The organism is Caldicellulosiruptor morganii (assembly GCF_026810225.1).
GTDB classification, from domain to species: domain Bacteria; phylum Bacillota; class Thermoanaerobacteria; order Caldicellulosiruptorales; family Caldicellulosiruptoraceae; genus Caldicellulosiruptor; species Caldicellulosiruptor morganii.
In genome coordinates this window covers 632,202-646,946 of record NZ_CP113865.1, presented here as the reverse complement: position 1 = coordinate 646,946, position 14,745 = coordinate 632,202, and the positions used below count along the sequence as shown (strand labels likewise).

Annotated in this window: 17 protein-coding genes; all 17 read right to left on the bottom strand. The window is 37.1% G+C overall.

The annotated features are described in order from the left end of the window. Window positions 1–83: 83 nt before the first annotated feature. Window positions 84–1,469 carry a tetratricopeptide repeat protein gene (locus OTK00_RS03080; protein WP_045170275.1) on the bottom strand — a complete coding sequence of 462 codons (1,386 nt, stop codon included), beginning with the start codon at window positions 1,467–1,469 and terminating at the stop codon, window positions 84–86. 20 nt (window positions 1,470–1,489) lie between these two features. After that, window positions 1,490–2,614: an RNA-binding domain-containing protein gene (locus tag OTK00_RS03075; protein ID WP_045170276.1), complete on the bottom strand. Its 1,125-nt coding sequence runs from the start codon at window positions 2,612–2,614 to the stop codon at window positions 1,490–1,492. Continuing rightward, window positions 2,601–2,801: an HD-GYP domain-containing protein gene (locus OTK00_RS03070; protein WP_045170277.1), complete on the bottom strand. Its 201-nt coding sequence runs from the start codon at window positions 2,799–2,801 to the stop codon at window positions 2,601–2,603. The genes OTK00_RS03075 and OTK00_RS03070 overlap by 14 nt, the downstream gene beginning before the upstream one ends. Next, window positions 2,776–2,976 (bottom strand): hypothetical protein, encoded by a 201-nt coding sequence (locus OTK00_RS03065; RefSeq protein ID WP_045170278.1) that lies wholly within the window; start codon window positions 2,974–2,976, stop codon window positions 2,776–2,778. Before OTK00_RS03065 ends, OTK00_RS03070 begins: the two co-directional genes overlap by 26 nt. A gap of 102 nt (window positions 2,977–3,078) precedes the next feature. Next, a complete protein-coding gene (locus OTK00_RS03060) occupies window positions 3,079–3,243 on the bottom strand; it encodes a hypothetical protein (RefSeq protein ID WP_157841039.1) in 165 nt (54 codons plus the stop codon). A gap of 12 nt (window positions 3,244–3,255) precedes the next feature. Beyond that, the gene (scpB, locus tag OTK00_RS03055) at window positions 3,256–3,795 is read right to left on the bottom strand and encodes an SMC-Scp complex subunit ScpB (protein ID WP_045170279.1); all 540 of its coding nucleotides are present in this window, start codon (window positions 3,793–3,795) and stop codon (window positions 3,256–3,258) included. Window positions 3,796–3,807: 12 nt separating this feature from the next. Continuing rightward, on the bottom strand, window positions 3,808–4,518 hold the full coding sequence (locus tag OTK00_RS03050; protein ID WP_045170280.1) for a segregation and condensation protein A: 711 nt from the start codon (window positions 4,516–4,518) through the stop codon (window positions 3,808–3,810). Continuing rightward, a complete protein-coding gene (gene trpS / locus OTK00_RS03045; protein ID WP_045170281.1) occupies window positions 4,515–5,492 on the bottom strand; it encodes a tryptophan--tRNA ligase in 978 nt (325 codons plus the stop codon). The genes OTK00_RS03050 and trpS overlap by 4 nt, the downstream gene beginning before the upstream one ends. Window positions 5,493–5,545: 53 nt before the next feature. After that, on the bottom strand, window positions 5,546–6,178 hold the full coding sequence (locus OTK00_RS03040) for a site-2 protease family protein (protein WP_198525746.1): 633 nt from the start codon (window positions 6,176–6,178) through the stop codon (window positions 5,546–5,548). Between the two features lie 21 nt (window positions 6,179–6,199). Continuing rightward, entirely contained in the window at window positions 6,200–7,501 is a 1,302-nt protein-coding gene (gene lysA / locus OTK00_RS03035) for a diaminopimelate decarboxylase (protein WP_045170282.1), read from the bottom strand. 79 nt (window positions 7,502–7,580) lie between these two features. After that, entirely contained in the window at window positions 7,581–9,242 is a 1,662-nt protein-coding gene (locus OTK00_RS03030) for an AMP-binding protein (protein WP_045170283.1), read from the bottom strand. Between the two features lie 233 nt (window positions 9,243–9,475). Next, window positions 9,476–10,567 carry a cell division protein FtsZ gene (gene ftsZ / locus OTK00_RS03025; RefSeq protein ID WP_045170284.1) on the bottom strand — a complete coding sequence of 364 codons (1,092 nt, stop codon included), beginning with the start codon at window positions 10,565–10,567 and terminating at the stop codon, window positions 9,476–9,478. Then, window positions 10,560–10,925, bottom strand: coding sequence for a small basic family protein (locus OTK00_RS03020; RefSeq protein WP_045170285.1), 366 nt, complete (start codon window positions 10,923–10,925; stop codon window positions 10,560–10,562). Before OTK00_RS03020 ends, ftsZ begins: the two co-directional genes overlap by 8 nt. Before the next feature lie 7 nt (window positions 10,926–10,932). After that, window positions 10,933–11,676, bottom strand: a complete 744-nt coding sequence (locus OTK00_RS03015) for a DUF881 domain-containing protein (RefSeq protein ID WP_045170286.1) — start codon at window positions 11,674–11,676, stop codon at window positions 10,933–10,935. Between the two features lie 5 nt (window positions 11,677–11,681). Continuing rightward, the gene (locus OTK00_RS03010) at window positions 11,682–12,416 is read right to left on the bottom strand and encodes a cell division protein FtsQ/DivIB (protein ID WP_045170287.1); all 735 of its coding nucleotides are present in this window, start codon (window positions 12,414–12,416) and stop codon (window positions 11,682–11,684) included. A 103-nt stretch (window positions 12,417–12,519) separates the two neighbouring features. Further along, entirely contained in the window at window positions 12,520–13,629 is a 1,110-nt protein-coding gene (murG, locus tag OTK00_RS03005; protein ID WP_045170288.1) for an undecaprenyldiphospho-muramoylpentapeptide beta-N-acetylglucosaminyltransferase, read from the bottom strand. Next, window positions 13,626–14,711 carry a putative lipid II flippase FtsW gene (ftsW, locus tag OTK00_RS03000; RefSeq protein ID WP_052670962.1) on the bottom strand — a complete coding sequence of 362 codons (1,086 nt, stop codon included), beginning with the start codon at window positions 14,709–14,711 and terminating at the stop codon, window positions 13,626–13,628. The genes murG and ftsW overlap by 4 nt, the downstream gene beginning before the upstream one ends. Between the last annotated feature and the right edge of the window lie 34 nt (window positions 14,712–14,745).

Below are 14,745 nucleotides of genomic sequence, written 5' to 3'. Positions count from 1 at the left end.
GCTACCCAGTCAAAATTATACCTTTTTGCATTGTAATTCTCAACTGTTGCATACCTCCTTCTGTGTATAATAAGTTTTACAGCTCAAGTTTCTTCTCCCAGCAATAACTCCCTGAATTCTTTAAACCATTTTGAAAACACTGTTTGAGAGATACCAAATTGCCGTGCTATATCCTTTTGTTTGACCTTCCTTTTAGCAAAATGCTTTGTATAGACATAGTATACAACCGCTGCAATTGCAGTAAGATTGAGTCTCTGTTTTTCAAGCGGAAGAGCATTTAAAAGTTTGTAGATGCCATTTTTATCTTCTTCACTTAACAGCACATTTTGCTGTATTATATCCATTATCCTGTTTGAATTTTCCTCAAATGTCTGAGAAAAATAGAAATTAATATGTTTTTGAAGCTGGTTTTTAAACTCTTTCTCCTCAAGCTGTGAAGAACCTGTATAACCTGTTTCAAAATAGTCTACAGTGTCCTTTTTGAAGGTTTTTATTACATTCTCCACCTTTTTGATGAAATAGTCAATCCTGATTTCTGGCATGTCAAACTTCTTTTTAAGCTCCATCCATATCTTTTTTGCTTTTATATACCTTTTTGTATTATACAATGCAATTGCCTGTATATGCTTAAAATAAGGCTCTTTTGTAATTTCAAAGAGTTCAGCTGCTCTCTCAACAATTGCATCATGCTGATTTAGCTTTATCAGCGTGTCCAGTACTTTTATCCTGTCTTTGTTGTCGTACGTTTTAAGCTCCAGTATTATTTTCAGCTGCTTTCTGAGCTCTTTTGTTTTGCCAGCTGTACTGTAAAAAAACGCCAGATTGCAATTTGCATAAACATTGTATTTATCAACCTCTAAAACCTTCTTTGCCTCCTGTATTGCTTTTTCAATCTCCCCCATATAAAAATAAGCAAGCGACAAATTGTTCCTTGCTGCAAAGATTGTATTATCTTTTGACAGTATCATCTTAAAATACTTTATAGCATCCCCGTAACGTCCATTTTCTAAAAGAAAATTGCCTCTTTCTAAAAGCTTTGTTAATTTTTCCATCTCTTTTTGTTCTTTTTCAAATTCCTGCTGCGTCTCAATAAAATCAAGAAGATCTTCAGCTGCTTCCTTAAATTCCATGTTATTGCTAAGCTGTAGATACCTTTTTAAAAAGTGTTTTGCTTCTCTTAGCTTGCCCATCTCAAAAAAATTACAGCCAAGTCCAAAAAGAGAATCGTAAAATTCTGGATTGTCATGAGCAAGCTCCTGCAAGAGTCTATTTGAATTCTCAAAGTCTCCTATCTGTGCTAAAAGTCCTGCCAAGTTAAATTTTATCTCAATATTTTTACTATCAAGTTCAAGTGCTCTTTTGAGTCTCTCAATAGCAATGTCTATCTCACCTTTTTCATAATGTTTAATTCCCATCCTAAAAAACCGTGATGATGTGGGATGCAAATTCACAACCTTACCTTTCACCATCTTCGACAACATACTCCTCTTTACAGTTTCTCTATTGGCGGCAATATAATCTTAAAGGTATTCTGAGAATTTACGTTTACCAGCTTCGCAGAAGGATAACTCTTTTTAATCTTCCCAATACCTTTACCGCTTCTTAAAAATAGATTATGTTCGTCCAAGACAATCATCTTTTGATAAATCCAGGGATTCCGCCTTCGCGGGATAATCTCCCTTCCCATATTGTAAACTATATTGCCTTCCAAAAGGCAGCCCGGATTTGCAACTTCTATGGACTTTTCGGTAATCCTCACCGCTGTTGCCCTTGTTATATCACAGTAGTCCCTGTGCACAAGGGCATTCGCAACTGCTTCAAACAGCGCCCATAAATTCTTCTGCGGGTACTTTCCTGTCAGGTTATTTACAATCGAATTTATTATACTATATATGTTACCACAAATAATCATATTGTGGTCAAAAAATTCAAAATTCAAATAAGCAGAAGGTATAAACCGCTCCGGGTACTTACCAAAGACAAGTATTCCAGCCATTGTAGGGTAAAAATTTCCGTTTTCTCTGTCTCTTTGAATAATTCCGAAGCTCTCAAGCAAAACCACATTATCCCATTCAGAAGCAATCCCACTTTTTTTGAAAAATAAGCTTATAAGATTCGGGTCAAGGTCTGAAATAGTTGCATTCCTTATGATTGTCATCTCAAAGTTGACAATACCACTTTCTTCAAACATGGAAGCAATCTCTTCTCGCTTTGCAACATCTGTGGTGGACCCACGCCTTATATAAAACACTCCATTTTGCACCATCTGGTGGGGACGCAAACTGCTTTTGTAAATGGTAAGTATCCCTACTCTTTTACCTTCGTACTCCATAATCTCAAACTTAATTGAAACAGGAGGGTCACATCTGCTTGAGATAATCTGCTGAATCTTCTCCTCGGTAATTCCTTCATCTTCTATTCCAACGACTTTTTTGGTTTTGTCTTCAACACCAAAGATGATATATCCTCTGCCACCTCTTGAATTTGCAATAGCAATTACATCCTTTACAAGTTCCTTTTTTTCACTTTCTGTCTCCAGAGAAAGCTTACTTTTAAAATCAAGTTTTGGTCCTTCATCAGACTCAAGCAACACCTTAAGTTTATACCTGTCCATCTATCTTCATCTCAACATTTAATTTTTTCTCTTCTTCCAATACCTGCAAAAAGACATCAAATATCTCCGGATCAAATTTCTTCCCAACATCACTTTTCATGATTAGAATAGCTTCCTGTGTAGAATATGCTTTTCTGTAAGGTCTGTCAGTTGTGAGGGCATCAAATACATCTGCTATTGATATCATCAAATGCCTTTTGAGTTATCTTTTCCAGGGACCTTTTCTGCTGATTTACAAAATACTCATAAACTATCTTTTCATACTGAGGTATCAGGTTTGTCATAACATACACAGCTACAATTGATGAAGGTAAAAGTGCTATCAAGATTGTCACAATAAGTATTTTAACTCTTAGCTCCACCCTGCCACATCCTCTATTTTAAGCTTTACTTTTTGTCGAATTCTGTCTAAATTTAGTATAACATATTGTGAGTTAACAAGTCATTTGTTAAAAATACACAAACTACGCACCGTCTTTCTTTTTAAAATATATAAAATCTCTTTCTGAAATTTCAAAAGGGTTTTTCTGTACAATTATCTTATCTTTTTGCCATGCTGTGCAAATCTTGATGTTTATGCTGATGGATAAGTTTATAATATTATTTGCAAATATTTCTATAAAAAACAAAAAGAGGATACATCAAATTGTTGTATCCCCTTTTTGAGCCTCAATGAACTTTTGTTTCAACTCTTCCAAATCTTTTATTCCCAGGCAGTGGTAAAAAAGTTCTGTCACCTCATACAAAGCCGGTCTTCCCACTGTTTCAAGCCGCCCTGCTTCTTTTATAAGCCCTTTTTCAAGCAGATTTTTTATCACATTTTCACTGCCAACCCCTCTTATCTTTTCTATCTCCTGCCTTGTTACAGGTCCGTTGAGTGCCACTATAGAGAGTACCTCATACGCAGCCTGTGAAAGTGCCATTTGTTTTTGTTCAAATTCAAAATACTCCTTTATATACTTAGAATTCTCCGGGTTTGTAACCAAAACATACCCTTTTTCTTCTTTTACAATCAAAAAACCCTTTTTAGCTTCAATATACTCCTGCTTTAGCTCCTCAATAAAATTTTCAACTTCCTCCTCGGAAATATTCAGAATCTTCGCAAGCCTGTTTATTTCAAGCGGTGATGTACTCATCAAAAGTATACTTTCAATCACAGACTTTGCAGCTGCCCTATCCATCCTCTTTTAGCCTCACTGCCTTTTTGTGATTTTTATATCGTCAAACACCTGTTGCTGAGATACACAAATATGACCCAATTTACATAACTCCAAAATTGCCAGGAATCTGTACACTATCTCCTCTTTTGAAATTCCTTTTATAAGAGCACTGAAATACAAAACACCCTTTTGCTTTATATACTCAAAAACCTGCCTTATCACTTTTAAAATTGAAATTGTCTGTTTTTTGGTTATTTCATGGAGTTTTTGAGTATTTTCGATACTAATCGGCGATACCTCACTTTTAGTCAGAATATTTTTATATGCCTCAAAAAGTTTGCTTATATCAAGCTTTACTGTAACATCCTTTTCCAGAGTTTCTATGCCAACCACTCTTCTGTAACTTTCTCTATATGGATGATTCTCCTTTAAGTAAATTGCCATCTCTTTATACTTCTGATATAATTTGAGCTTTTCAACAAGCTCCTGTCTTGGGTCATCTTCCTCCTGTTTTAATGCTGGCAAAAGCATCTTTGATTTAATCTCCAGAAGTGTTGATGCCATAACCAAAAATTCAGAAACAGAATCTACATTTATAGCATCCATATGTTTTATATACATCAGATACTGGTTAGTAATTTCAGAAATAGGAATATCATAGATATTTATCTTATCTTTCTTTATAAGATAAAGCAACAGGTCAAGCGGTCCTTCAAAATTAGGAAGCTTTACCTCAAAGCTCATAACAGCCCTGCCCTATCCTTTGCTTCTTTTAATGTTTGGGATGCTACAGCTTTTGCCTTTTTAGCCCCCTCCTCAATCACTCCATATACAAAATCCATATCATTTTCAAGCTCTTTTCTTCTACCCTGAATTGGTTCCAAAAATCCAGAAAGATTTTCAAACAGCTTCTTCTTGCATTCAACACAGCCAATTTTCCCTTGTCTGCAGCTTGAGTCTATCTCATCTATAGAATCTTGACTGAATATCCTGTGATAAGCAAATACAGTACAAACCTCCGGATGACCGGGATCATTTTTTCTTATTCTCGCAGGGTCTGTGACCATGTTCATTACTTTTTTTCTCACACTTTCCAAATCTTCAGATAGAGCAATTGTATTACCATAGCTTTTGCTCATCTTTCTTCCATCGGTCCCGATCAGGACTTTTACGGTATTCAAGATTGGCTGCGGTTCAGGGAACGTTTGCCCATACAGGTAGTTGAACCTTCTTGCAATTTCTCTTGTGAGCTCCAGGTGCGGAAGCTGGTCCTCCCCAACAGGAACAAGTTCAGCTTTGTATATTAAAATATCTGCCGCCTGCAAACATGGATATCCCAAAAAGCCATAGGTTGCTATATTCCGTTCTTTTAGCTCTCTCATCTGGTCTTTATAAGTCGGGCATCGGTAGAGCCAGGAAAGTGGAGTTATCATTGAAAATAAAAGATGAAGCTCCGCGTGCTCAGGTACATGAGATTGAACAAATATGGTACACTTATTGGGGTCAAGCCCGCACGCAAGCAAATCAATAATCACCTGCTTTGTATACTCTCTTAAATTGGATGTATCTTCATACCCGGTTGTAAGTGCATGCCAGTCGGCGACAAAAAAGAAACACTCATACTGATCCTGAAGTTTTACCCAGCTCTCTATTGCACCAAAGTAGTTTCCCAGATGCAAAATTCCTGTCGGCCTTGTACCCGATAAAACTCTTTTCATTCTTACCTTCTCCCATCCTCATTGTTTTTAGAAATTGATGCTTCAAAAAATTTTCAAGGAAATAGACTCAGTATGATATTTATAAAATTAATAACAACATAAGCTATTGGCTGCAGTATAAACGAAAGAAGAAATGGTGCCAAAAATATACACGCAATAAGTATTATCTGACCAGCTATTTCGAATCTATCGTAAAATTCTATATATTTTGCAGGTGCAAAAATAAATAAAATTTTTGACCCATCAAGTGGTGGTATGGGTAAAAGATTAAATATGGCAAGATATACATTTATCAGGTATGCCTGCTGCAGCATAGCCAGAACATATCTGTTTGAAACAAGATTGTAGTTTCCAACATACTTCAAAATCAAAGCAAATGCAATGGCAGATAAAATATTTGCAACAGGCCCTGCCAGGGCAGTAAGTCCCATACCTACCCTGGGATTCTTGTATCTTCTCGGGTCTGTCAAAACAGGTTTTGCCCATCCAAAACCAAATAACATCAGCGAAATTACACCCAAAATATCAATATGCGGCAGAGGATTTAATGTAATTCTTCCCTGCCTTTTAGGCAGGTCATCACCTTGAAGATAGGCAACATATCCATGTGCCGCTTCATGGACAGATATAGCAAACAAAAGTCCAGGAATCCTGAGTAACGCTGTTGAAATATCTGGTAAGCCCATAATCTTTCTCTCCATAACTTTTTATATTTCCAGATCATTTCTGACTATGTCTTCATAGGTTTCACGCTTTACAATAATTTTTGCCTGTCCATCTTTTAAAAGCACAACTGCCGGACGCGGGAATCTGTTGTAATTGCTCGACATAGAATAATTATATGCACCTGTTGCCAGGATAGCAAGATGCTGTCCCACTTTCAGCTCGGGAAGTTTAATATCCTTTATGAGTATATCCCCTGACTCACAGCATCTTCCCGCAATCGTGTAAACCTTTGTCCTTTCGCCCAGTGGATTTTCAACAACGTATGCGTCATACTTTGCCTGGTAAAGTGCATAACGTGGATTGTCTGTCATGCCACCATCCACAGATGCGTAGTTTCTGACATTGGGAATCTCTTTAATACCACCTATTGTATAAAGGGTAATCCCAGCCTCCCCAACTATTGAACGACCTGGCTCCAAAACTATAAAAGGTTTTTTAATACCTTTTTGCTGGCAAAACTCTTCCACCTCTTCAGCTATAGCTTCTATGAACTTTTCTATTTGAGGTGGCTGGTCAAAAGCAGTATATTTAATACCAAAACCACCACCTAAATCCAGAATGTGGATGTCATAACCAAGCTCTTTTTTTATCTTTAATATAAACTCAAGCATAACCCTTGCTGCAAGCTTAAAAGGTGCTGTTTCAAAAATCTGTGAGCCTATATGACAATGAAGCCCAACCAGGTTCAGATGTTCTTCTGTGAGTATTCTTTTTACCATTGAAAATGCTTCACCATTTTCAAGTGTAACGCCAAATTTTGAATCTATCTGACCTGTCCGGATAAATTCATGAGTGTGTGCTTCAATTCCAGGTTTTACTCTTATAAGAACATCCGCCTTCTTTGATTTTGTCTTGCAGATAAGGCTGAGCAGCTCAAGTTCATCAAAGTTGTCAATAACAATCTTTATTCCATTTTCAACTGCCATATCCAGTTCATCATATGTTTTATTATTGCCATGGAAAAATATCCTGTCGGTCGGAAAATCTACTGAAAGAGCAGTGTAAAGCTCTCCACCTGATACAACATCAAGCCCTATTCCTTCCTGTTTTGCAATCTGGCACATTGCCTTTGTACAGAAAGCTTTTGATGCATAAATTATAAGCCCATCTTCTCCAAAATATTTTTGAAGTGCACTCTTGAATCTATTTATATTTTCCCTTATCATCCTCTCATTCATAACATAAAGAGGCGTTCCGTACATTTCTACCAGGTCAAGAAGGTCAATTCCTTCCCATGAAAGATTACCCCCTGGTGATATTTCAAGGTTGTACCGAAGCTGCATCCTCTTTCCCCTCCAGAAATGGTTTTAATAATTCTAACATATTGACTCATTCAAATTCAATCTGCATTTTACATCATTTTCAGGCTGTTTCAATATTCGCTGCATCGTGAAGATTTAACATCTCTATCGCCATCTCGCGGAGCTTGTACTTTTGAACCTTGCCATTGGCAGTTGTAGGAAAGCTATCTACAAACTTAATGTATTTTGGAGTTTTGTGACGTGATAGGTTCTGCCTTACATACTCCTTTATCTCTTCCTCCGAAGCGCTTGCACCATCTTTCAAAATAATAAATGCCATTATCTCCTCACCATAGACTTTGTCAGGCACTCCAACCACCTGAACATCCTTGACAGCCGGGTGCGTGTATAAAAACTCTTCTATCTCACGCGGATATATATTTTCTCCACCTCTTATTATCATGTCTTTGAGCCTTCCGGTAATTCTCAAATACCCGTTCTGGTCTATATAGCCCAAATCACCTGTGTGAAGCCAGCCATCCTGGTCAATTGCCTGCTTTGTTGCCTCGGGCATCTTATAATACCCTTTCATGATATTATAGCCTCTTGCACAGATCTCACCAATTGTTCCGTTTGGAACCTCTTCTCTGGTATTTATATCAACAATTTTAACCTCAACACCTTCCAATGGCTTGCCTACAGTGGATACTCTAAATTCAAGCGGGTCGTCTACCCTTGTTTGTGTTATGACAGGAGAGGCCTCTGTCTGACCATATGCAATTGTTATCTCCTTCATATTCATCTTTTCAACAACTTCTCTCATAACTTTGATAGGACAGGGGGCACCTGCCATAATCCCTGTTCTGAGTGAAGAAAAATCAAATTTGTTAAAATCTGGATGCTGCAGTATTGCAATGAACATTGTTGGCACACCATGTAAAGCAGTGCATTTTTCATAATGAATCGTCTCCATTACCATGAGTGGATTGAAGTGATCAAGAGGTACCATCGTAGCACCCTTTGTAACACAGGCAGTAATTCCCAACACCAGTCCAAAGCAGTGGAAAAACGGAACAGGTATGCAAAGCCTGTCCTCTGGCTTGAGTTTCATGCAATCAGCAATTGCACAGCCATTATTCAAGATATTTTTATGTGTAAGCATAACTCCTTTGGGAAATCCTGTTGTCCCGGAGGTATACTGCATATTGATAACCTCGTCAGGATGTAAACTTTTCTGTCTCTGGTAAAGCTCCTGGTCTGTAATATTTTTGCCAAGTTCTACAACCTCATCCCAGGTATACATTCCTTTTTGAGGTTCCTGCCCGATGAAAATTAACCTTTTTAAATATGGTAAGTTGGGATTTTCAAGCTTTCCCTTCTCACAGGTAGAAAGCTGAGGATTTAGCTGTTTTACAATTTCAAGATAATTAGAGTCCTTAAAGCCCTCTATAAATACAAGTGTGGAACTATCTGACTGCTTTAACAGATACTCAAGCTCATATATTTTGTAGTTAGTATTTACTGTAACCAAAACAGCACCAATCTTAGCAAGAGCAAAAATAGAAATAAGATACTCCAACCTGTTGGTTGCCCAGACAGCAACATGTTCACCTTTCTGAACTCCTATTGCCATAAATCCCTTAGCTGCATCTTCTACCATTTTTTTGAACTCAGCATATGTAAGATAAATCTTTTCATGATGATAAATTACTGCAAGGTTATCTGCGTACTTCTGTGATATCATATCAAAATAATCAGGAATTGTCATATCAATTAAAGCCATCCTACCATTGCCTCCTTAAAACTTATATAGCCTTTTACCTTGCTCTATAAGGTAAAAGGCTATATGACTTTAGACTATTATAAATTTTTGATGCATAAATTGTCAATCACGAAAAATTATATATATTTATCAATATGTCCAATTGCATCATTTTCTATTCTTAATAACTGTGTATGTAAAATACAAAATTAGCAACATTCTATTGCTTCGCAAAAAGTTTTGCCTTGTTTTAATTAATATTTTATTCTTTTATTTTTCAGAAATATTGGAATTTCAAACACATCATCATCTTGCAAAAGGTTTTTCAGGTTTTCCACCTTTGATGAAGGAATCTTAGTACTTTGCTGTTCTTGTTTATTCTCTTCTATAGAATCAAACCCGGTTGCAATGACAGTAACTTGCACTTCATCTTTCATCTCTTCATTGAACACAATACCCATAATGAAGTTGACATTTTCATCTGCTTCGGATGAGATAAGTTCATTTGCCTTTTCAATCTCATCGAGCAAAAGCTCTTCGGGGTTGCCTGTGTAATTCACAAGCACTCCCTTTGCACCTTTTATTGATGTTTCCAAGAGCGGGCTGTTAATGGCTTGTTCCAGTGCCTTCAGGACCTTATCATCCCCTTTTGCCTTACCAATACCCATATGTGCATATCCCTTATTCATCATAATAGCTCTCACATCTGCAAAGTCAACATTGATAAGACCAGGATTCAATATTATATCAGAAATACCCTGAACTCCCTGCCTTAGAACATCATCTGCCATTTTGAATGCATCTGATATTTTTAGACCTTTATTGGTTGAGAGCATAAACAACCTGTCATTGGGTACAATTATTATTGTGTCTACAATCTTCTTTAGCTCTTCAATTCCCTTTTCAGCATTGACCCTGCGTTTTGCACCTTCGCTTTTAAACGGTCTTGTGACAACCGCAACAGTCAATATCCCCAGTTCTTTTGCAATCTCAGCAACAACCGGAGATGCACCTGTTCCTGTGCCACCACCCATACCTGCTGTGATGAACACCATATCAGCACCTTTTAGAACCTGAGCTATATCTTCTTTGCTCTCCTCTGCCGCTTTTCGCCCAATCTCGGGGTCAGCTCCTGCTCCAAGTCCTTTTGTTATCTTCTCACCTATTTGAATCTTATAATGAGCCTTGGACCTCTGCAGAGCCTGCTTATCTGTATTAACCGCTATAAATTCAACGCCCGACACTCCAACATCAATCATCCTGTTTACTGCATTATTGCCCGCCCCACCAACACCAATTACTTTCAGCTGAGCAACAGTCATTTTTTCTGTGTCAAAACTAATCATTTTCTTTCTCCTCCCCGGTTAAACTCTTATTTTTAAGCAAAAGCTTTCTTCGCATCTCCCCAAAGTTTTGAAAAATCCTAACGCCAAACGCCACAACTGCCGCTTGATACAAAGGAATCCCAAGCCTGTCACCCAGATATGCAAAAAGCATAGCAATCAATGTGTTCCCAACAAAACCAGAGATAAATATGTCAATTTTAAAATCACCTTTCAGGTTTGATTTCAAGGCACCAAAAATAGAATCAAGTGCAGCAAGAAGCCCCACTGCAATATATGAAGAATAATCCTGCGGAATACTCACAGGGATATATATACCTATTAAGATGCCTATTGCCAGTGCAAGTATAAGTACAATCATCTCACCATCAACTTCCTTCGCTCTTTATCTTTGCAAAATTAAATTTCAGAGTCCCGGTATATCTCGGAATCACAATATTCGAAGCCTCTTCAATTTTGACCTCAATGGAGAACTCCTTTAAAAGGTCTATAATACCACCCCGCATCATCAATGAATTCTTTAAAATTTTGGGATCACCAATAGCCTTTATTATGTACGGGGCAGAATATCGCGTATTGTTTATACTGATTGTTGGACCGGCACATCTTATCTCTGTGGTAGCTACTACTCTCTGGTCATTTATTGATATTGCCTCAGCTCCTGCCGCCCTCAGTTCGTTTATAACCTGCAGAATATCTGAATCATGCAGAAGAAAACTGTTCGGGTCAACATTTGTTGTTGCAGGAAGCTTACTGTCGTCAAGCGTGATTACTATGCCTGGTCCCACCACATCTGTAAGCCCGGCCAGTATCTTTACTTTGTCAAGTTCTTCCTTTAAAAGCTCTGTTGTTTTGCTAATACTCGCAGCTGAGTCCTGGTACTCTTTAATCCTGCTTTCCAGTTCATAAATATGAGCTTTCAAACTGCTATTTTCTTTTCGTAGCTGGTTTATCTGTTCAGCAAGTTCAATAGCCCTTGCCTTTTCAAGGTTTTTAAGTTCATTGCTCTGCCTGACACTTTTTATCTGCATTGAAATCAATATCCCTAAAATAAGCAGCAAAATAGCAATTGCAACCTGTCCACCTGTTGGTCTTTTTATCTTTACTTTCATAATAATTAGTTTTCCTCCCCGGCGTCTGGACTAAATGTGGCTATCCCGTTTGAATTCACAGTTATTATCCCTTCTATATGCTTTGGAAGCCTGTCATACACACTTTTCAAAAGCCTCAATTTATAATCTATCTCCGAGCCATCACCTAATTTTACTATTAGCTTGTCTATTTTAAGTTCAATGTCATTGATATTTTTCAGTAAAACAATAACGTTGTCGACATCAAATTTACTAAAAACATCAAAATTCTTCAAATTATTTGCAATCTGTATTCCCTCATCAAGCAAAAGATTATCCTCAACATCAAGTTTTCTGCCAACTGCTGCCTCATTTATTTTGAGCCCTTCAAATATAATTGAGTTTTTGGGCAGATCTCCTTCTATTCTTATTACATACCCATTTTTATCAATCTCTATATAGGAGTTTAAATATTTTATAAGACCAGCTGTCTCTTTTTCATAAATTTCTAAAATTAGCATATCTGGTAAATGTATTTTTACTCTAACATCTTCAATTTCGGGGTTTTCCAGCAGTTTTTTTCTAATTTCATTTTTATTTATGCTCAGTATATTCTTATTCTGATATTGTTGTAGTATTTTTATAATATCATTTTTTTTAACTCTTTTCAAATTATGTATACTAAATTCTTTCACATTAAAGAAGTCAAGTCTAAACACAAATATAAGTGTTAAGAAAACCAAAATCAATAATACTGTAATCTTTTTAACTAACCTGCTCATTTACTAAGTTCACTCACCTTTAACGTTGTTTGCTTTTAGTTGTTTAAACAATAGTTTGGATGAATACCGCATATTATTTATTCACAAACCACAATATCTGTTACTAAAACAGGTATAACTCAATAATTTCCCCTATATTCCGGGTGGCATCGGGTTTGCCCAATTTCTTGCTGATTTTGCTCATTTTTTCATACACAGCTCTGTCATAAACAAGCTTTTCAAGGAAAAGTTTGAGTTTGTTACTTTCCAATTCCCTCTCAAGAACAACAAAACATGCACCTTGCATCTCAAGAGACCTTGCATTGTGCTCCTGGTGATTATTTGCCACATATGGCGAAGGAACAAGTATACTCGGCTTTCCAAGTGCAGTTATCTCTGAGATTGCCATAGCCCCTGCTCTTGATATTACAATATCCGCAGCTGAAAGGTATTTTGGCATATCTGAAATATACGGAAGTATCTTGATGTTATTTTTTGCGCCAAAGGTATTTGCAAAGCTCAGCGCCTCTTGATATTTTTTTTCACCGGTTGAGAGAATAAAATATACATCTTTGTTATTCTCAAATTCCTTAGCAAGCTTAATCACCGCTTTATTGAGATTCTCAGCACCTCTGCTGCCACCAACTGCTAAAACTACTGTCCTGTCTGTCAAATCCAAGAAATTTTTTGCAGCCTTCTGACTATAAGATAAAAGTTCAAGTCTTACAGGGTTACCTGTAAGTACTGTCTTGCTTGAATCTTTAAAAAATCTTCTGCTCTCTTCAAAGCTGATTAAGATCCTGTCGCAAAATCTTGAAATTATTCTATTGGCAAGCCCGGGATATGCATTTTGTTCATGCAATACAATTTTAATCCCAAGTTTTCTTGCCGCAAGTGCAACAGGAAGAGATACATAGCCCCCTGTCACAAAAACCAATTCAGGCTTTACTTTTCTTAATATGCGCAGAGCCTGCCTGTAGCCATTTAAAAACTTAACAAATACATCAGCATTTTTTAAACTCAAACTTCTCTTTAGTCCTTTTGCCTGAATGTACTCTATGTGATATTCATGCTGCGGCACTATCCTGGATTCCAAACCCTGCTGTGTGCCAATAAACACCACTTCAAGTCCACTGTGCTTTTTTTTCAGATAGTCAGCAACAGCAAGAGCCGGATATATATGCCCGCCAGTACCCCCTCCGCTGAAGACAATACTTACCCTTTTATGGTTCATTTTAACACCTTTATCCTCCTTGAAATACTCAAAAGTATTCCAACTCCAAACATATGAAAAAGTATCGATGAACCTCCATAGGTAATAAATGGCATAGGCACACCTGTTGCGGGTACAGAAGCTGTAACAACTGCTATATTCAAAATAGCCTGAACAGCAATTATGCTTGTAATACCAAATGCCAAAAGCAACCCAAACCTATCAGGCGCATTAAGAGCAATGACAAAACCACGCCAGATGAAAAGTATGAACAAAATTATTATTGATACAGCCCCTGCAAAGCCAAGCTCTTCACACAGGATAGAGAAAATAAAGTCTGTATGAGGCTCAGGAATGTACAAAAGTTTTTGCCTGCTTTGACCAAGTCCCATACCAAAAAGTCCTCCAGAGCCAATTGCGTACAGTGACTGAATTATCTGATAGCCCTTGTCTGTCGGGTCTGCCCAGGGGTTAAAAAGTGCCTGTATTCTTTCAACTCTATATGCTTCCTTTACTGTAAGATAATATAGAACCGGCAAAGATAAAGAGCCAATTGTTAAAAAGTAGCCAATATTAAGTCCCCATGCAAAAAGCATCAGCATTGCAATAGCAAGTATCAGAATAGCCGTACTCATGTTTGGCTCTTTGTATATTAGTATAAAATAAACACTGCTCAGAATTATGGAGATTATAAAAACCTTGAACTTTGATTTTGTTTCAGCTGTCTCATCAAGATAGCTTGCAAGCAGTATTACAAGGGCATACTTTGCAAGTTCTGATGGCTGAAATTGAATAGGTCCAATATCAATCCATCTGCGTGCATTATTCACCAGCTTCCCTATCCCGGGTATTAAAACAAGTACAAGAAACACCGTTCCTGTTATATAAAAAAGCACCGACAGTTTTTTAAAGATTTTATAATCCATCTGACTTGTTATATACATTACTGCTATACCCAGAACAAGACCTATCAATTGTTTTTTTAGAAAATGATAACTATCATGAAATTGATAATATGCATAATAATAACTTGCACTGAATATCATGACAACTCCAATTAATGATAACAAAAGAGTAACATATAAAAGTGGATAATCGACAATCTTTCTTTCCATTTTTCCACATCCCACAAATAGT